Below are 19,342 nucleotides of genomic sequence, written 5' to 3' on the forward strand. Positions count from 1 at the left end.
GTCTTTGATCTTCCGGTTCTGCTCCCAAAAGAAAAGTATCTCAAGCTAGAACTCCTTCGCACCCTCCCGATGCGCTCCCGTCAAACCCGCGCAAGAAACATCGCCATCTCTAGGCGCAGCTAATGCTCTGGATTTATATAGCGATCATCGGAGCTTGTATGGGCAGCTTCAGCAATGTGATGGCCTGGCGGCTTCCCCGAAAGGAATCATTGATTTGGCCTGGTAGTCATTGCCCACGTTGCGGATGTGGTGTGCGTTGGCACGACAACATCCCAGTACTCGCATGGATTCAACTGGGCGGTCGCTGTCGTGATTGCAGAACCACCATTCCAGTGCGTTATCCAGCTGTGGAGAGTCTCAGCGCCGGGCTTTGGGTATCGGCTGCCTTGGCAGCTCCAACCAGCATGGGCGAGTTCTCTTCCTTGTTCAATCTCTTTGCTGGAGTGGTGCTTGTCAGTGTGCTGTTGCCACTGGTCCTTATCGACCTCGATCACATGTGGTTGCCAGAACCACTCTGTCGGGCTGGTCTTTTGTTAGGCCTGGCTTTCACAGCGACAGCGGCAGCTTCAATCGGCTGGAGTAAGGGATCAGCCCTGCTGCTCGACCATTTACTAGCAGCAGCAGCAGCCTTCATTGCGATGGAAGGGCTTAGCTTCTTTGCCAAAAAGCTGATTGGTCAGCCAGCCCTTGGGCTTGGCGATGCCAAATTGGCGGCCCTTGCTGGAGCATGGTTAGGACTGAATGGGGTGGCTATGGCCATGACCTTGGCCATCATCAGCGGCGCAATGGTTGGTCTCATCGGTCGGCTTACTGGTCAGCTACAACCTCGCCAGCCTTTTCCCTTCGGGCCTTTCATTGCCTTTGGAGTCTGGGGTGTATGGCTTTGCGGATCAGATTGGTGGTGGCAAAATTGGGTGAACCTAATGGGTCTTTAATAGACCAAAGGCTGCTAGAAAAAAATGCCAACTGTCAGTGAGTGAAGCGCGCTTTAGATTTGGATGATTCACCACTTCTTAATTTGCGGTATTGGACATAAGCATGGACACTTGATCCATCCTTATGTCTGTCCGAGAAGCCTTGTGCCAGTTGAGAAGTCACCCGTCCTCACACTGATTTAAAAGGATGAGTTTATTCGACTGGTTTGCTGATCGTCGCAAGGGTCAGTTCGTTGGCAAGGTGAGCCAGGAAACTGAAGAAAGCGATGGCCTTTGGGTCAAATGCCCCGAATGCGGTCAGGTTGTTTATCGCAAGGATCTTCATGCCAATGCAAGTGTTTGTTCCAACTGCGGCTATCACCACCGCATCGATAGCGACGAAAGGATCGTCCTGATCGCTGACCAAGGAAGTTTTAAATCACTGGATCGCAACCTCAGCCCTACAGATCCACTCGGATTTAAAGATCGCCGTGCCTATGCCGATCGACTGAGAGAAAGCCAGGCCTCAACAGGCATGAAGGACGGGGTCGTCACAGGTCTTTGCCAAGTTGAAGGAATGCCGATGGCCATGGCGGTGATGGATTTCCGCTTCATGGGCGGTTCTATGGGATCAGTCGTTGGCGAAAAGATCACCCGACTGGTGGAGCGGGCCACAGCCCAAGGTCTACCCCTCTTGATTGTCTGCGCTTCAGGCGGAGCTCGAATGCAAGAAGGCATGCTCAGCCTGATGCAAATGGCCAAGATTTCCGGTGCTCTTGAGCGACATCGAGAGGCTGAACTGCTCTACATGCCACTGCTCACTCATCCAACTACTGGCGGTGTGACTGCCAGTTTTGCCATGCTCGGTGATCTAATTCTGGCGGAACCGAAGGCTCTGATTGGCTTTGCTGGACGCCGGGTGATTGAGCAGACCTTGCGGGAAAAACTACCCGACAATTTTCAGACTGCCGAATATCTGCAAGAGCACGGCTTCGTAGACACAATCGTGCCTCGCACGCAACTTCGTAAAACGCTGGCCGCACTCTTGATGCTTCATGGCTGCAAAGCGAAAAAGGCTGCGGGTAAATGAGCAAATCTTTATTCCGATTCTGCCTCTGGCTTGGTCAGGGTGTCATGCTCCTGCTGCTAACCCTTTGGATTCCTTTTGGCTTTCTCGAAGCAGAAATCGCAAGCGCTGGCCCAGTGGAATGGAAGGAAGTCCCAGCCACTGAAGCTGGACAGCAATGGTGGGATATAGGCAGCCTTCACTACGACAAGGATGGCAATCTCAGCGTGCTTAGTCGCTTTACTCCAGCGCTCAGAGAAGGCGAGAAGCAGCAAAATGGCAGCCTTTATTTGATGCATGTGGACTGCGATCAAAAGCTCTTCAGGGATACCTCGGTGAATGGTTTGCATCGTTTCCGCGCAGAATGGAAACCCTCTGATGGCGATGGGCTCATCGATGCAGTCATCGATGAGGTTTGCACTGCAGAGGTGACGTAAATATCAATCATGAATCCAATCCGCCCTCCAATTGGTGTTGCGATTGCCGGCCTTGGCTTCGGTGAAAGCGTTCATCTTCCGGCACTAAAAGCCAATCCAGACCTACAACCTGTTGCCCTTTGGCATCCACGCACAGAGCGATTAGAAAAAGCCTGTAACCAACATGAACTTATCGGCTATAGCGACTGGTCAGCCCTATTGATTGATCCAAAGATCGAGGCCGTGATTCTGGCAACACCACCAGGCCCGCGTTTTGAATTGGCGCTAGAAGCACTGAAAGCTGGAAAACATTTGCTTCTGGAGAAACCCGTGGCGTTGCATGCCGATCAAGTCGCTGAACTGCAACGACTGGCCATCAAGAAAAGATTGAGCGTGGCCGTGGACTTTGAATACCGTGCTGTGCCGTTGTTTATGCAAGCCAAGCGTTTGCTTGATCAAGGCATCGTGGGAACGCCATGGCTGGTGAAACTTGACTGGTTAATGAGTAGTCGCGCCAATGCTTCAAGACCATGGAACTGGTATTCCCAATCCGAGGCAGGTGGCGGCGTGATTGGGGCGCTAGGCACTCATGCCATCGACATGCTGCATTGGTTGTGTGGGCCAACTCGCCAGGTGAGTGCTCTGCTATCCACCTCGATTCAAACAAGGCCTGATCCAAGTAGTGGCGAACCGTGTGATGTGAGCAGTGAAGACGTCACCCTGGCTCAGTTAAAGCTGGGTGGAAATGAGAGGCCTGAAATTCCTGCCCAGGTGAGCCTCACGGCAATTGCCCTCCAGGGAAGAGGGTGCTGGCTGGAGATCTACGGCAGCAACGGCAGCCTCTTGCTTGGCAGTGACAACCAGAAAGACTATGTGCATGGCTTTGGCCTCTGGGCAGCAGCTGCCGGTGAGCCACTACGCAGCATTAGCGCTGATTTGGATCTAGCATTCCCCACCACATGGACTGATGGTCGCATCGCCCCTGTGGCGAGGCTTCAAGGCTGGTGGGCCGAGAGCATGCGCAGTGGCCAGCCAATGCTGCCAGGCCTTGCGGAAGGATGGGCCAGCCAAAAGGTATGCGACAAAATAAGGGATTCAGCTAGATCAGGACAGCGACTTGAAATCCAATCGACACTCTGAAAATAAATAAGCCTGATAGAGATAGGTGACAGTTCTGACCATCGTCTTATAAAGTCCGGAGCCGCAGGTCCAGGACTCTTTGCTTGAGAACTGGCCCCTACTGACACTACGGAGATTTCTATGGCCCTCGTTCCGCTAAGGCTTCTGCTTGACCATGCCGCAGAAAACGGCTATGGCATCCCTGCTTTCAACGTGAACAACCTCGAGCAGGTGCAGTCCATCATGGAAGCGGCTGACGAGACTGACAGCCCAGTGATCCTGCAGGCCTCCCGCGGTGCTCGAAGCTACGCAGGTGAAATCTTTTTAAGACATCTGATCATCGCCGCCGTTGAGACCTATCCAGACATCCCGGTTGTGATGCATCAAGACCACGGGAATAGCCCCTCAACGTGCTTTGGTGCTGCCGCCAACGGGTTCACCTCTGTGATGATGGATGGTTCTCTTGAGGCAGACGCCAAGACACCTGCCAGCTACGAGTACAACGTTGCTGTCACAAAAGAAGTCGTAGGCGTGGCCCATGCCATTGGCGTAAGCGTGGAGGGTGAACTGGGCTGCCTGGGCTCCTTGGAAACAGGTATGGGTGAAGCCGAAGACGGCCACGGATTTGAAGGCAAGCTCGACCACAGTCAACTGCTCACTGACCCAGCTGAGGCCTCCGACTTCGTCGCTAAAACCAAAGTTGACGCTTTAGCAATCGCGATTGGGACCAGCCACGGCGCCTACAAATTCACGCGCAAACCCACTGGTGAAGTATTAGCGATCAGTCGAATTGCAGAAATCCATAAGGCCATCCCTAACACTCATTTAGTGATGCACGGTTCCTCTTCCGTTCCCCAGGAATGGCTGCAAATGATCAATAAATACGGAGGTGCAATCCCTGAGACCTATGGCGTTCCTGTCGAAGAGATCCAAGAAGGGATTCGCAATGGCGTGCGTAAGGTCAATATCGACACCGACAATCGCCTGGCTTTCACCGCTGCTGTGCGTGAAGCCTCTGTCGCTGATCCTGCCAACTTCGATCCACGCCACTTCAACAAACCTGCGCGTAAATATATGAAGCAGGTCTGTCTTGATCGCTATCAGCAGTTTTGGTGTGCCGGCAATGCCAGTAAAATTAAGCAACGTGATATCAACTATTACTCAGCCCTTTATGAGAAAGGGCAGCTTGATCCAAAAACCGCTGTTGCTGCATGATTAAGGCCAAATGAATTGTTTAGGGGGGCTGTGAGGCCTCCCTTTTTAATGACTATGGCTTAGGACAACAACATTAGAGATCCATTGCGTCCGTCGAGGCGCGCGATTGCTCCAAGAGGCAAGGCAAGATTCGGTTGGCCATGACCAACAGGAAGATCACTGACCAATGGCACGCCAAGAGAAGAAAGACGCTCCTCAAGGATGCCGACCATTGAGAAGTCTCCAGGGACAATCTCCCCTTTCCAGCTGAAACGGCCTGTAGCTACAGCCGCAACATCTCGTAGCAGCCCTGCACTGCGCCATTGTGTGAGCATGCGATCAACCCTATAGGGTGCTTCCCCTACATCCTCGAGCACTAACACGGCACCCCGCAAATCAGGGAACCAGGGTGTTCCGATTAAATGTGTAGCCACGGTGAGATTGGTTACCACTAAAGGGCCTACAGCAATGCCTGGAATCACCCCAATGCCTGATATCGGAGCTACAGATTGACAAGACAACAGATCAACCGTTCGTTGCCATTGTTCGTCAGACCCAGTCATCGACCCATGGATGGCGCCGCGAGATCCCACAGCCCACTGGGCCAATAACAGAGAACTGGAGTCTGAGAAGCCGAGGCTCCAAAGGGAGCGTCGTGGAAAATGGAATCCGTCCTCCAAAACCCTTGCGCCACCCCAACCAGAGCCGATGTAGACAATTCCATCAACATGAGGATCCCTCCACGCGTCCTCTAGTTCAGTGCGGCGCTGGGCATCTGTGCCAGAAAACCACTGCCATTGGCGATGCAACGATGGAGGTAATTCAAGGAGCCACCCCTGCGCCTTGCAACGCTCAACTAAAAGAGAAAAGTCTGTTTGAGGATCGATCCACGTACCAGTATTGACCGCCCGAATTCGTGAACCATCACGCAGTGGTGTTGGCGCCGCTAACGGTGTCGATGCATTAAAGGCTGGGGTATACGTTTGCCCCAGCTTTGGCCAAGCCAAGCTTGCTGCTAAGGCAGCCGGAACCCCCATCAGCAGCGAACGCCGTCGCATCGTGAATCAGCCAAGCAGTGACTGCAACAATCCTCTGCCATCCACACCACCAATCACAGGATCACAAGCCCGTTCAGGATGGGGCATCAAGCCAAGCACATTGCCAGTCTTGTTTGTAATACCAGCGATATCAGCCACTGAACCATTGGGATTATTGACATAGCGCAAGGCGATAGCGTCATCGTCTTGTAGCTGGCAAAGGGTTTCGTCACTGCACTGATATCGACCCTCACCATGGGCAATGGGCAGAGTGAGAGCATCCTTGCGTTGATGACCCATTAGCCAAGGCGTGCGATTGCTTTCCACAGTGAGCAAAGCATCCTCACAGATGAAATGAAGGCTTCGATTGCGGGTTAGAGCTCCAGGGAGCAGACCTAGTTCAGTCAGAACCTGAAAGCCATTGCAGATGCCGAGCACTCTGCCGCCACGTGCAACAAATTCCACCAGCGATTCAAGCACCGGCGCAAAGCGGGCAATTGCACCACAACGGAGGTAGTCGCCATAACTAAACCCGCCTGGAAGCACAACAGCATCAAGACCATTTAAATCACGGGTCTCATGCCAGAGAAAGCGCGTTGGGATGTTCAAGCATCCTTGCGCTGCCCAGCGCACATCGCGATCACAATTTGAGCCAGGGAAGACAACAACACCAATACTCATGGCTGAATTAAGCGGTGGTTGTAGGAACCGGCTGAAGCTCAAGGCTCCAATCTTCAATCACGGGATTGGCAAACAGGCGATCACTGAGCAGTTCCAGCTGCTTGCGTGCTTCCGCTTCATTATCAGCCTCGAACTCAAGATCAACAACCTTTCCGATCCGCAGTTTGCTGATGCCTTCCACCCCAAGGCGATTGGCAGCAGATCGAGCAGCCTCCCCAGCCGGGTCAAGTACTGAAGGACGCAGACTGACAAGAACGCGGGCATGAAATCGCGGCACGGTCTGTAGGAAGTGGATTGTTAAATCTTCGCAGCTCAAGGCACCCGCTTTAAAGGATGAAAGCGCGTTTAAGACCTAGGCCCCTAGGCCCGCACTGCTTGCGTGGTGAATGGTGATGCTTGATTCAACGATCAAAACAATGCTGATTGTCATTACAAGACTGGTCTTGTTAATGCTATTGATGAAGCATGCAAGCAGAACTGATAAGTGCAGTGGTCATAGGGTAGTGAAATTGCTAGAGGATTCCAGGCAATGGTTTCGATGGACGTGGGGCAGAGAAGTCGATGATGCTGGCTCTACGTCAACAACCAACACATCTGCTTTAGCCAAGGTGGCAGTGGAAAGATACAGATATGCTCATAAACAGTAAAGTCACTTGACAGCTATTCAGCCATTTTTTGATCAATGGGAAAACTCTGCGGTTAGGGAAGGTCTGATGACATGGGGACGTCCCACTGGATTAAAGCTGAGAAAGCAGGCGATCTACCGAAGCCCAAAGATCTAGAATGACCTGTGAAATAAATAGTTACTTTTAACGCACCTGTGCACTAGAAGTAACTAGTCTTACAGAAATTATAATTAAACATTAATTCAATAGGCAATGGATACACTTGAAATTAGATCGCTGATATCAATCTCAATTGGCATACTTGTACTGTTTATTGGCAAGCGCATCAATGGCAATATTCAAGCGCTGCAGAATTCATCGATTCCTGATTCTGTTACAGGCGGACTGATTGCAGCACTAGCAATCACACTCGTGAAATTGACAACGGATATAGAGGTTGTATTTGATCTTGGTGCAAGAGACTTCTTGCTTATTTATTTCTTTACTACGGTTGGTATAAGTTCAAATTTAATCAACATGAGAAGGGGTGGGAAAGCCCTGGGAATATTACTCGGTCTGGTTATTGCTTTCATTACGATTCAGAACATTTTCGGTGAATGGACAGTTAATCTATTTGGACTCCAAGAAGGCCTTGGACCACTTTTGGGTTCAGTTTCGCTTGCAGGTGGCCATGGTGTGACCATCGCATGGGCGCCAACCTTTGCAAAACAATTTGGCATCAAGAATGCTTTGGAAATTGGCGTTGCAGCATCTACATTTGGGTTGCTATTTGCCAGCCTAATAGGTGGGCCAATCGCCAATTACTTGATTCGAAAAAATCATCTGAATTTAGATCATAAAAAAGAAATATATAATGAAAACAGGAATGGAGAAGAAAATACAAACAAGACGGCATTGAATAATCAATTGCCATCAAAATTGGATTACAACAGTATTCTTTCGTCAGTGCTTGCTGTCAATATCTGTATTATTCTCGGGAAAATATGCCAGGGATTTCTTTTTAAGTTAGATGTTCAACTGCCACTTTTTGTTGTTTCTATGATCGTTGGAATCATTTTGAGCAGCATTTTGCCGGATCGTATGATTTCAAATGATTTTCTAATTTGGCCTAAGCAAACGGCTGCATTATTACTTCTGGCAGAGCTTTCCCTTGGCACATTTCTGGCAATGTCAATCATGAGTCTGCAGTTTTGGGATCTCTTGGATCTCCCTCCGGCCTTGCTGTTGATATTGGTTTTCCAAACTATCCTCTCTATCGTAGTCAATCTATATCTTGTTTTTCCGCTTATGGGTCGCAACTACGATGCAGCTGTGATTTGCGCAGGATTTGCGGGCATGTCGATAGGGTCATCGGCTGCTGGGCTCGCAAATATGACGGCAATATCAAGGAAGTATGGGCCAACCAAAAAAGCATTTATAGTCGTGCCACTGATCGCAACATTTATTGAGATTATAAATTCAGGTCTTATTATTCCAGCCTCAATTAGGTTTTTATGATTTATTAAATCATAAAATGAAGAATTCACCCGGTAAATAAAATTGCCAATATCTTCATCAGTGATCCGCCAAAGATAGACTGCTTATGCAAATCCTGAATAGCGAATCAATAGATGCAGGTACAGGAAAAATATAACACAAAAATTATAGTTATCCGAGCAATACTATGCAGCTAAAGTAAAGAAGAGCTGAATGGACTGTGCTGACCCTGGTTGTTAGTTGTCTGGCTGATGGCAAGTAAGACTCTCTGATGAAATCTTAACTTACAAGAGGATATAGATTATTTTGCTAAGCATGAGACAAGTCCCTAATAAAACAATGGGCTAGAAATACTCTCTGGGGCTCTATTGCGTCAATAATATAGATAAGAATTGGATGAAGTGAGTTTGGCTAGTGGATGGCTTGTTTGATTTGTTCATTCATCAACTCTCTGCCTCGACTAATCAAGTCATCTCGAGTGAACTCACCAGAATCCAGCTTTTGCAATATGATCTTCTGTGCTGCATAGTCTTCGTTGTGCAGTCCAGCACGGCTTTGCATCATCCGCCATGATTTACGGCGCTCTACATGGAAGAGAACCATCTGACGACTAACCGCATAATACTTAAACTTGCCATTGATTTCAGCCTTGAAATAGACACCCCAATCAGGCACATAGGCATGATGATTCTCATTGAAAACATTTCTATAAATAACATCTTGCTGCCTAATTAGAGTAAGCATATTATCGATATGTATAAACTCGTCGACTTGTGCTTCGGGAATCTCTTTGAGGTGTCTGCGAAAACGTGCTTCGGTAAGAGCCCAGTGAGCAACAGTGAGATTATATGGCTTTCCATCTGATTGATATTTAGCTGACCTCCAGTCTCGATTGATTGAAGGGTTACCCTTGAGCTCAAAAGTTTCCTGGATGGTCTCGCCAGCGCGAGGATTATAGATAAACTCAGGCATCCCACGACTATCGCGAATCATACGAGCCTGATAGGCACTCATGTCGTCACCAATACCATGCTCTGGTTGACAAGATGTATAGCATTGGAAAAAGGCTGTACCACGATATTCAAGTCCATCAAGCATGGCCTTATACATTTTTCCTGAATTTGCCATCGAAACCTGGGCAATAAATGGCGAACCATGGCCAGATGTAAATGCTTCTGCAACACTTTTCTTCTCTACGAGCTTACCTTGCGAAGCAACACCAAATTGGTTCATGTCATATCCACCCAACATGTTAGAGCTGTCAGAGTTTTGACCTCCGGTGTTGGAATAGACCTGGGTATCAAGCATCAGTAATTTCACATTTGGACGGTTTTGCAAGACGACCTTTGAAACGTTTTGGAAACCTATATCGCCCATAGCTCCATCTCCACCAATCGCCCAAACCTTAGGTAACTCACGTATTTCCTGATCAGTCATGAGTGAGTCATCAAGATGAGTTAGTTCGAAGTATTCACGCTCACTACAAACATTGATGTCACGATCGAGAAGTGCTGTAGCAAGTCGTTCCGGAGTCACAGATCGACGTGCATGATTGAGGACAGCAGATTCTCCTATCAGCCAACTAATGGTTGCGCCATCCTGAAATAAGGAATTCATCCAGGGGTATGGATGAGGATTGGAGGGAGGCGTAGAGCCGTAAACCGTATTGCAGCCAGTATGAGCACCCATATACATGGTGCACATTCCATTTGCCATACGTCCATCAACTGCCTGTAGATCACAGTGATTAAAGGCATCCTGATTGAGGACTGTTACCAGTGCTGTGATGATTTCTTGATCAGTGATCTCACCAAATCTATTGAGCCGAAGAGTTGTATCATCTTCGTTTTCACCACCAAGACCCATCACTGCATGGGCTACAGAACGCTTAAACCAACTATATTCATCATCATCTTGAGTCTTTAGAGTTGCCAACCTTGTGACACCACATTTTTCTAATAGTTGTGCTTTATTGCGTAACCGCTCTGCTTTTTGGTGATAAATCGGTCGCATGTATGCCTCTGTGATAGAAGCAGCGGCCCTCAGCACACTTTTTTCGCCACAGCCTGCACAAGCACCATCTCCAGAGACAAGAGACTCGTAATTACTCCGTACCATCAAGTGCTTCCGCAGGGCTGATTCAAGAGAAGATTCTGGTGATTCAGACTGATATTGCCCAAGAAACTTTTGACTGGTATCTGGTAATAAGCGGCTAAACACTTGGGCAGTTGTAAGATCGGCATTAAGTTCAGGCGTATCCTGCTTCATTCGCAGGGCATCATGTTCGCCACAAACCTGAACACACTCCCCACATCCTTTGCAGAGGTCGCTAACAAAAATAGAAAAGATACCCCCACTACCAGGATTCTTCTTCTCAAGACTTTTGTAAATACTAGGGGTGTTGTTATAAGCAAGTGGTAACTTGTCAACAATATCAATTAGCTGCTTACGGGAAGCTTGATCGATTGATGTAAGCTCATTCAACTCATTACTTAGAATAGTTTTAAATGGCTGTTTGGTTTTGGATGCAACATTGTCATTCATTTTTTCGTGGCAACGTTGATCTAATCCAGGTACCTCCTTCAAAAGTTGCTTCGATGCATTCTCATCAATGACATAATTGCGTATGGCAGTGACAAGAATTGTACTTACATCTTGTGCTGTATTAGGCAAGGCAGTATCAGGGCATGCAGCGATACATTCCATGCATTGAGTACAATTCTCTGCGATGTAAATTGGGGTTTCGCGCCTGGCTACATATTTACTTTGTGTAGCGCCACTGGCAGGTCCCATAACAGATAAGCTTGCAAAAGCACCTGATGGTTGGTGATAGCCCAAGTCGTTTCGGAATTCTGAATCAAATTTCTGCAGTGTTTGGAATGGTGACCTATTGGCTTGTCCATCAGGCATCGAACAAGACGAACAACCACTAGCAGCACAACCTGCAGTTGCTGGAATCTCAATGAGAGCAGAATCCTTTGGTGCAAGCATGGGATTACGCATGCTTGAAGTGTCTACATCCTTATTTTTTCCATAAGCAATTTCCTCAACCCGTTCAAAGCCACCAGCCATAACTTTCATGTTTGATTCAACTACCGCGTCACCAAAGCGTCCGAACTTCTTTTGATATTGGTTGCGAACAACCTCCTTATACGCTGCCTCACTAATTTCGTGATCTTGCAGAAAGGTTGAAACTTTGAAGAATGCACCAAGGAAGGAATTGCCTTGCATCCTTAATTGCAGATCAGTTCGAGTTGTTGCTTCTCGAGCGATATCGAATCCAGGCAGAATAAATACACGAATGCCGTTGTCCTTGATGAATTTTCGATACTTTGAGGGAATTCGCTCCCAAGCTTCAGACGCGGGCTCACTTGATTCCCATACAAGGCAACCGCCTTTATTTAAACCCGCCAGCGGATTAGTATGTGTGAATGCTTTGGGGTCACAACAGAGCACAACATCAACATGATTGAGCTCACAATTCACTTGTATCTTTTCAGCCGCAACTGTTAGGAAATAATTAGTAGGGGCTCCTTTCTTTTCAGAGCCATACTTGGGGTTGGCCATAATGAAGAGCTTTTCTTCCAATTGGCCATGTTGATCATAGGTTGGATCACGTTCGGAAACCATTTGCCCAAACTTACCGATAATTTCACCAAGGTTTTTACCCGTGGTGATCATTCCCCAGCCTCCAATCGAATGGAATCGAACAGCAATAGCTCCATTCGGCAATAGCGATGGTGTGTCTTTAGAAACCACGCTATAGGGGTGATCAATACCTAGTGTGAAATAAGCTTCGCCATCAGCTGCACTTTTGCCGTCTTTCCGGGCAATCTCCCCAGTGGCATATTCAAAAGCTCCGATGATATGTTCCGGACGAAAATCTCTAGAGCCAAGCCCATAACTTCCGCGAAAAATTCTTGGTGTTTGCTCAAGTGTTATCGCAGGCATCATGCCTCCATACTGAGTAGACTCTTGTCCTTTACTTAGAGCAGTGCGGATGTCTCGACCTAATGGATTATCACCAGCCAAGCCTTCATCTGTTCGTTCTAAAATAATGACATTCTTTTTCCCACGCAAAGCATTAATTAATGCCGCTTCAGGGAAGGGACGTAAAACATTTATATGAATAGATCCAACCTTGGCATTGCGGTGCTTACTTAGGTAATCGCATGCCGCTTCAATGTTTTCAGCCGCACAACCAAGAGAAATAAAGACTGTATCCGCTTCCTCGGTTTTATATTCTTGAATAAGACCGTAGTTGCGGCCTGTTAATTGACTAAATTCAAGATAGCATTTCTCAAGGAATTCAAGGATTGGTTCATTGAAATTATCACGACGTGCTATGACACCATTCATATGGTGTTCTTGATTTTGAACCGGACCTAAAAGCACCGGATTCTTTAAATCCAACATTTCGGGAACTCGGCGACGCCGAACTCCGAACAGTTCTCTTTGAGCTTGAGTGGGGCAATCTATCTGGTCATCTGGTGCACCTAGATATTCACGTAGGAGATCTGCTTCTGGTGCTCGATAAGTACGTTCAGAATGGGTAGTCAACATCCCATCCTGAATATTCATTCCTGGATTTAAGGCTAATTCATTACATTTACGCAGAATAATTGCCTGATCTGCAGCTTGCTGGGCATCACGGGCAATTAACATCGTCCATCCAGTATCTAGTGCCGCATTGAAATCATCATGACCACAGTGAACATTAAGAGCATGCTTGGTCAGGGCTCGAGCTCCAACCTCTAAAACCATTGTCGAGAGCTTTCCCGGGGCATGGTAATACTGCTCCATTGCATATACAATTCCCTGCCCAGAGGTGAAGTTAACTGTGCGCTTACCAGTCATCGCTACCGCAGTAGCACCGCCTTGCGCTGCATGTTCTCCTTCTGCTTCCACAGATAACTTTTGGTTGCCCCATACATCAAGAGCGCCTTCTGCAAAAGACTGTTGATATATTTCGCCACCCTCTGTTGAGGGTGTGATTGGGTAATAGACACCTCCTTCAGTAATGCGCGTTTCTACCCACTTGGTGACAAGATGATTGCCATTACATGTCACCGGAACTCCTGGATACTTGGGGTTTTCCCCCCCCAGTACTGCTGGAATCATTTCCTGTTCTACGGTTTGATCTGCCATACGTAGAAATCAACGAAGGAACGTCTGCTGTGTGCGTAAAATCTACTGAAATCTGTGAACAGATTGCAGCACTTGATCAAAGAGAGCGAAACAACACCTAAGCCCAGGCCTCAACGAGTCGATTCTAAAAAAGCTTAAGCCTCACCAGTCTGGCGAATGCCAGTCTTGAGGCTTTCCTTGATTTTTTCAAGAGCTGTGGTCTCTGCTATCAACCCCTAAAGATAGTGAACTGTTGTTCCTGGCTGCACAGGGGATGTTGCCTCAATCTGTTTTTAGAGGTTCTCAGCTAGCGACTCTGTTGTTTTCAAGTACACAAACCTCGAGACTACCTGGTATGACTACGGAATAGGCCTGTCTTGCCTGTGCAAGCACAAAGTCCTGTGCTTGCTTGTAGCTCAACAAGACCCATAGCTATCAACATTCTTGTCGTTCCTTGCCTTCGCAATAGCGCCCTCATCAAGGCCTATTGAATCATTGGTTGAAACAGGCCACCTCTTTTGAAGATCATTGGCAAAGCATCGTGGCAAACCGCTCAAGGGGCATGAATCGGTTTCACAGAACTTCCATCAACAAGATCTGAACATGGATGGTGGATTTTGAGATCTACATCCGAATTATGGGCAGCATCAAGGGGACACAAACTCACCACTAGCCGTGCTGCACAGCGACCTTGACCTGGCAGTGATCAGTTTAGTGATCTTCGCCTATTGCCTGCTTTCAAGACGATTGTCCAGGACAGCAGTCTCTGGACCACTGGTCTTTGTTGCGCTGGGCTTAGTTCTTGGCCCTGCCAACCTGGGCTGGCTCAACATCTCATTGGATTCAGCACTGCTAAGGCGTCTGGCAGAGATCACATTGGGTCTCGTGTTGTTTACCGATGCAGCAGCATTGGACTGGACAGTGTTACGCAACAGTGCCCGCCTGCCAATGCGCCTGCTGCTGCTCGGACTGCCACTCAGCATTCTGATGGGTTTCGTGGTGGCCCGATTGATATTGCCTGAACTAAGCCTGATTGAAGCAGCCCTACTTGCTGTGGTGCTCGCTCCAACAGATGCGGCACTTGGCGAAGCGGTGACCACCAACCTCGACGTACCAGAAGCTATCCGCGAAGACCTCAATGTTGAAAGTGGCCTCAATGACGGAATTTGTGTTCCTATGTTGTTGTGCTTTCTTGGTATATCAACTGGTCATCTTGACCAGATCAATGGACCGAAGGATGCATTGCAGAGCTTCGCCCAGCTGCTTGTCAGTGAAATAGGTCTCGGCCTCGTGATAGGAGCCTTTGTTGGATTATTGGGTAGTTGGTTAAGGGATCAGGCAGAACAACGCAAATGGATTGCTGAGGATTGGAGGCCTTTGATCACAGTGGCCCTGGCCCTGAGTGCCTACACCCTCGCCCAAACCCTTCATGGGAGCGGATTCATTTCCTGTTTCATCGCTGGTCTTTTTTATGGGATCTGCAGTCGCAAAGAACTCAAGGACGGTGAGATGGTGGCTTCCCTGGCAATGGGGGACATGTTGGCCCTACTGACCTGGGTTTTATTTGGCAGTGCCATGGTGCCCGATGCCTGGAGCCACATCACAGTCGCAAGTGTGGTCTATGGGGCTTTAAGTCTGACACTAGTGCGCGTTCTTCCCGTTGCCTTAGTAACCAGCGGCCTTGGACTTGATCACTGGACGAAACTCTTCGTTGGTTGGTTTGGGCCAAGAGGTTTAGCCAGCATTGTGTTTGTTGTGATGGTGGTAGACGCGGCGCTTCCAAGCGCACAAGCGATCCTTACCACCACAACGGTCACCATTGTTTTGAGTGTGATTGCCCATGGCATTACAGCTAACCGGTTTTCGATGTTCTACGGCCGTTGGGAAAGAAGCCATTCAGGCTGAAGTAAAGAAGATTGAGTTTATAAAGACTAAACAAAAAAGACGAAAGCCCAAAAGGACAAGCTAGTCAAATGAACGATCTATTGAAATGAAAGTATCTACAGTAATGATGCTCAGGATTAGGGCTGGAGATGGTTGAATGACATGTCTATCTATCTATATCGTTAGTGCTTGGAATTGTCAAAGATAATGAATGATAGAAATATGAGCCTATTGAGTGTTCTGCTGGAAGATGAATGAATTTAATTCTAGTATTAATTAATAATTGATGCGACTAGTTTGATTCATGGATAGCCAACACTCTTCAAGCCAAGGAACGGCCTTTCCAGGTCCAATCGCGTCCAGTCAGTGTTCTCCAAACTGAAGTTGGCCCAAGTAAGCCAATAAGGATGCCACCTGCACTCATCAACCACCAATTCGTTAGGGGCACCTCGAATTTTTGACGTGTCCAAAGACGTAGAATGAACTGAAGCAATACACCAATTAACGAAAAAGTAAAGGCAATTAATAGTGCCCCATAAAAAGGGATCCAGAGCAGGCTAACTATGATCAGAAACAATACTAGCCAGGGGCCTGTGAACATCCAGAACACTAGTGCTGATGCTCCGATTGCTTTGACGATACTGCTATCTAGGCCTAGAAACCAATTCTTGCTCCAGCCTTCCCAAAGCTCAGGAAAATTGTCGTACATCCGCAATTGCAATGCATCTAACCCAAGCAGATAACGCAGTCGAAAGCCCCCGCTTTTCACTCTACGAGCTAGAGCCAGATCCTCTATCACCACCTCAGCCAGTGCACGATGACCACCAATCTCCTCATATGTTGATCGGCGAAATAACATAAATGGTCCAGCGGCAAATGCTGTTGATTCAGCTGGATCATTGGCGGCTTTAATCGGAAAACCTACAGCCAAAAGACAGGCCATGATCGGTTGCACCATCCATTCAGCAGAGCAGCTGCAGTTAATACGTGGTACCAGGCTCAGCAGATCTGCTTCTTCCTCAATTGCCTGATTCAGTGCACGCTTGAGGGTTTCTGGGTGAAGCTCCACATCTGCATCTACAAACAGCACCCAGGTGCTACTTACAAGCTCCATTGCACGTGAGCAGGCCCAGTTCTTGCCTACCCAACGCTGCGCCAAGGGTCTTGGTCCGGCGTTCAAAATTGTAAAGCGACCTTCCTCGAGCTTTAAGACTGAGGCAACAGCGCTTGCAACTTGAACGGTTTCATCAGTACTCCCGTCATCAACCAACAACACTCTCCAGTTATTGCAGGGTGGATCACTGGCCAAAATGCTGCTCAGGCACACTTTGATGTTGGTGGCCTCGTTATAAGCAGGAACAACCACTGTGAGCTCCGTTCTCTTGAGGGTTTCCCCCTTGCTAGTAGGTGGCTGCCCAGGCTGAAACTGCTTGGAATTTAAGGTTGGAGCATTTTGGAACACACGTACAAGACTGAACAGCAGCAGTAATAAGCCGAGTGCTGCTCCTGCAGCAAAGACAATCAAGATCCAAGTAAGGATCAACAAAATTGTTTCCCTAAAAAGTCCTTCTATCAAATCATCTCAAGGAGTAATCGCGGAAATCAGTTCCATAGGCATTTGCGGTGAAAGCTGGAATGACCAGTTAACTCTGTAATCAAAATCACAGGTCGCCATGAGCACAGTCACTAACTAACTGATAAAAGTCATGGATAATCATTGTATCAATGAAGTAATGATCATCATTTGGTCAAACTCATGACAATAAATAAATTCGAATTAGAGATCGAAAAGATCATCACACTCAGCATTGCGATTGGCTTTGTAACAACTGTTGCCACATCAGCTTTTACAGAAGTCAATGCGCAGTTGAATACCAACTCAAATACTGCAGGCCTTCCCTTTGAAAGACTGCATAACGAAGTTAAGGCGAGGAACTGAGATTGCCTTAATAAGACTTACTAATCCATGTTTGCTGATAGCTTTTATTTGCAAAAGCAAAATGCAATTTTCTAATATTAGGTGTATTTGCTCGTAAATTCTTTGTTGGTAATAATCAAAGCCGATTTTTTACGAGCTTGCCTATATGCCGATGTTTCTATGCATGCAAGTACAAGTAGGTGCCACAATGGCTGAGGTTCCTTTGCGCAGGATGTCCCGCATTGTCAGTCGAGAAGCCCATTGAGCCAAGCACTGTGATGCAGTTTCAGACCGAGAAATTGCGTAGAACAATCCAGGAGTGTCAGGATGTTGACACCCTACGTGGCATCGCAATGCAATTGTTGCAACTTCACGAGAAAAAAAGCGCAATTGCAGAGTGGGCAACAAAAAAGGGAGTTGATGCTGAATGTCGAGCACTTGTGGCCGAGATGGGTAACAACAACAAGCTGGCCAACACTTTTCAAATAATACGAAGTGACGGCCAATCAGATGAGATCGCTGGTAGGTATTTTTCCAGCTATGACGAGGCACATACTGTCTTGGAAAGATATTATGCTGATCTCAGCTGTTGCGATGAGGATGAGAGAGAATACTATGACATTGTTGAGGTAAATAGCTAAGGCATGATGCCTAAGCCACCCCTTATCATTATTTCAAATGGAAGTATTTACCTAAAACAAGAAAGGAAATTCAGCATCGCATCTTCCTTGTTGATCTTATCAAAACTGAGAAGTAACTAAGGGGAAATGCTTGATGAAAAGCGGAAACAGCACTTTGTTTTAAGCGACAAACTAATGACGTCATTCTTGTTTATTCAGTCGATGTGAATGAAAAAAAAGATTCTGGAAATTAATTCACTATGCAGAAAGTTGACACACAAATCTAAATTCATACAGCTCAGGACTATCTTGTTGAATCAACAGATCTGAAAAGCCTTGGTAGGCCTATCTATGGTTTTTCACCAGGGCAAATCCCAGCCCATTCGACCAAATAGCCAAATTCCTAAGGTGACCTTGGCTCCAGTTGTTAAAAGCCACCAGCCCAAGAGCTGCTTTTTAGTAAAGCCAAACAGCATTTTGACAAGACCTTAGTCATTACCATTCATAGCCCACCAAGGGGTCTGTTAGCTACCGGCTGTAGTGGTTAGTCAAAAAAGAGCCCCCAGCTGTCGGTCTGGAGGCCTGCATACCTTGCTCAATTCAAATCAAACCGCGCTCAATAGCCTTGCGCTCTCGTAAGTAATACTCATTGCTGTATCTCGAATCAGCTGGTTTGCAGGAGGAGAAACCAACCTCGCTTACTGGGATAGGTGAGGGCGGCCAGCTCTGGGCATGGTCCCAGTGATAATTGGGGAGGCTTGCCAACATACAAGATAAAAAAGAAGCTCAATCAATCGGCATCTGGTTCCGCTTTGATTCTGTAATAGCGATCAACGCCGAGCCATTTCCAAGTTGCTCTAGCTGACTTTGGCCCCATAAAGGCAGCCAAAAGAAGGATTGGTAAAGACACCCAGACAACACCTGCTTGAAACGTTAGCCAAATAAGCCATCCAACAAATACAAGTTGAAGCAGACCAAGGATGGTAAAAACTGTTCCTCTGGGGTAGCGGAAGCCTTTGTAGAGAAGAACTGTGCACATGCCAAGGGTGAATGCTGGGGGCATCGCCAAAGCGATGTTCTTCACCCAGAACTCAAGCAGAGACGTATCTCCATAGATGGGGATACCGCTCAATGAGGGGTTAGTGGCCAGTAGTGCTAGCAGGAATATGACGGTTAGACCTGCGGCGAGTTGACGACTCATGGCTTCGTTGGAACACCCCCTGGAGATAGCAGGTTCTGATGACACTCGCAGTGACTTGGTGGA

Annotated in this window: 14 protein-coding genes; 8 read left to right on the forward strand and 6 right to left on the reverse strand. The window is 47.6% G+C overall.

Annotated features, from left to right (window positions below; all coding sequences use genetic code 11):
• Positions 1-122 precede the first annotated feature (122 nt).
• The 5 genes from PMIT1303_RS04985 to fba all read left to right on the forward strand — a co-directional run bounded on the left by PMIT1303_RS04985 (position 123) and on the right by fba (position 4,730).
• Positions 123-935: an A24 family peptidase gene (locus PMIT1303_RS04985; protein WP_063397778.1), complete on the forward strand. Its 813-nt coding sequence runs from the start codon at positions 123-125 to the stop codon at positions 933-935.
• 187 nt (positions 936-1,122) lie between these two features.
• Positions 1,123-2,004 (forward strand): acetyl-CoA carboxylase, carboxyltransferase subunit beta, encoded by an 882-nt coding sequence (gene accD, locus PMIT1303_RS04990; protein WP_063397779.1) that lies wholly within the window; start codon positions 1,123-1,125, stop codon positions 2,002-2,004.
• A gap of 44 nt (positions 2,005-2,048) precedes the next feature.
• On the forward strand, positions 2,049-2,417 hold the full coding sequence (locus PMIT1303_RS04995; RefSeq protein WP_063397812.1) for a hypothetical protein: 369 nt from the start codon (positions 2,049-2,051) through the stop codon (positions 2,415-2,417).
• 9 nt (positions 2,418-2,426) lie between these two features.
• Positions 2,427-3,536: a Gfo/Idh/MocA family protein gene (locus PMIT1303_RS05000; protein ID WP_063397780.1), complete on the forward strand. Its 1,110-nt coding sequence runs from the start codon at positions 2,427-2,429 to the stop codon at positions 3,534-3,536.
• 120 nt (positions 3,537-3,656) lie between these two features.
• A complete protein-coding gene (fba, locus tag PMIT1303_RS05005) occupies positions 3,657-4,730 on the forward strand; it encodes a class II fructose-bisphosphate aldolase (protein ID WP_063395759.1) in 1,074 nt (357 codons plus the stop codon).
• A gap of 59 nt (positions 4,731-4,789) precedes the next feature.
• Here the strand turns inward: fba and PMIT1303_RS05010 are convergent, their stop codons facing one another.
• The 3 genes from PMIT1303_RS05010 to purS are packed head-to-tail and all read right to left on the reverse strand — an operon-like array spanning position 4,790 to position 6,704.
• Positions 4,790-5,746, reverse strand: a complete 957-nt coding sequence (locus PMIT1303_RS05010) for an LD-carboxypeptidase (RefSeq protein ID WP_231901336.1) — start codon at positions 5,744-5,746, stop codon at positions 4,790-4,792.
• A 27-nt stretch (positions 5,747-5,773) separates the two neighbouring features.
• Positions 5,774-6,427, reverse strand: a complete 654-nt coding sequence (gene purQ, locus PMIT1303_RS05015) for a phosphoribosylformylglycinamidine synthase subunit PurQ (RefSeq protein WP_011826357.1) — start codon at positions 6,425-6,427, stop codon at positions 5,774-5,776.
• A 7-nt stretch (positions 6,428-6,434) separates the two neighbouring features.
• A complete protein-coding gene (gene purS / locus PMIT1303_RS05020; RefSeq protein WP_063397813.1) occupies positions 6,435-6,704 on the reverse strand; it encodes a phosphoribosylformylglycinamidine synthase subunit PurS in 270 nt (89 codons plus the stop codon).
• Between the two features lie 601 nt (positions 6,705-7,305).
• Between purS and gltS the strand changes: the two genes are divergently transcribed.
• The gene (gene gltS, locus PMIT1303_RS05025) at positions 7,306-8,550 is read left to right on the forward strand and encodes a sodium/glutamate symporter (RefSeq protein WP_063397782.1); all 1,245 of its coding nucleotides are present in this window, start codon (positions 7,306-7,308) and stop codon (positions 8,548-8,550) included.
• A gap of 390 nt (positions 8,551-8,940) precedes the next feature.
• Here gltS and PMIT1303_RS05030 read toward each other — a convergent pair whose 3' ends face one another.
• Positions 8,941-13,677, reverse strand: a complete 4,737-nt coding sequence (locus tag PMIT1303_RS05030) for a 2-oxoacid:acceptor oxidoreductase family protein (RefSeq protein WP_063397783.1) — start codon at positions 13,675-13,677, stop codon at positions 8,941-8,943.
• A gap of 654 nt (positions 13,678-14,331) precedes the next feature.
• Here PMIT1303_RS05030 and PMIT1303_RS05035 point away from each other — a divergent pair.
• Positions 14,332-15,561, forward strand: coding sequence for a sodium:proton antiporter (locus PMIT1303_RS05035; protein ID WP_231901337.1), 1,230 nt, complete (start codon positions 14,332-14,334; stop codon positions 15,559-15,561).
• 301 nt (positions 15,562-15,862) lie between these two features.
• Here PMIT1303_RS05035 and PMIT1303_RS05040 read toward each other — a convergent pair whose 3' ends face one another.
• Positions 15,863-17,086: a glycosyltransferase family 2 protein gene (locus tag PMIT1303_RS05040; protein WP_063397784.1), complete on the reverse strand. Its 1,224-nt coding sequence runs from the start codon at positions 17,084-17,086 to the stop codon at positions 15,863-15,865.
• Between the two features lie 650 nt (positions 17,087-17,736).
• Between PMIT1303_RS05040 and PMIT1303_RS13050 the strand changes: the two genes are divergently transcribed.
• Positions 17,737-18,099: a hypothetical protein gene (locus PMIT1303_RS13050; protein ID WP_156486904.1), complete on the forward strand. Its 363-nt coding sequence runs from the start codon at positions 17,737-17,739 to the stop codon at positions 18,097-18,099.
• Between the two features lie 769 nt (positions 18,100-18,868).
• Here PMIT1303_RS13050 and PMIT1303_RS05055 read toward each other — a convergent pair.
• Complete coding sequence (locus PMIT1303_RS05055; RefSeq protein ID WP_231901338.1) at positions 18,869-19,279, reverse strand: hypothetical protein; 411 nt, start codon at positions 19,277-19,279, stop codon at positions 18,869-18,871.
• Positions 19,280-19,342: the final 63 nt, after the last annotated feature.

It is taken from the genome of Prochlorococcus sp. MIT 1303 (assembly GCF_001631965.1).
Lineage (GTDB): Bacteria > Cyanobacteriota > Cyanobacteriia > PCC-6307 > Cyanobiaceae > Prochlorococcus > Prochlorococcus marinus_D.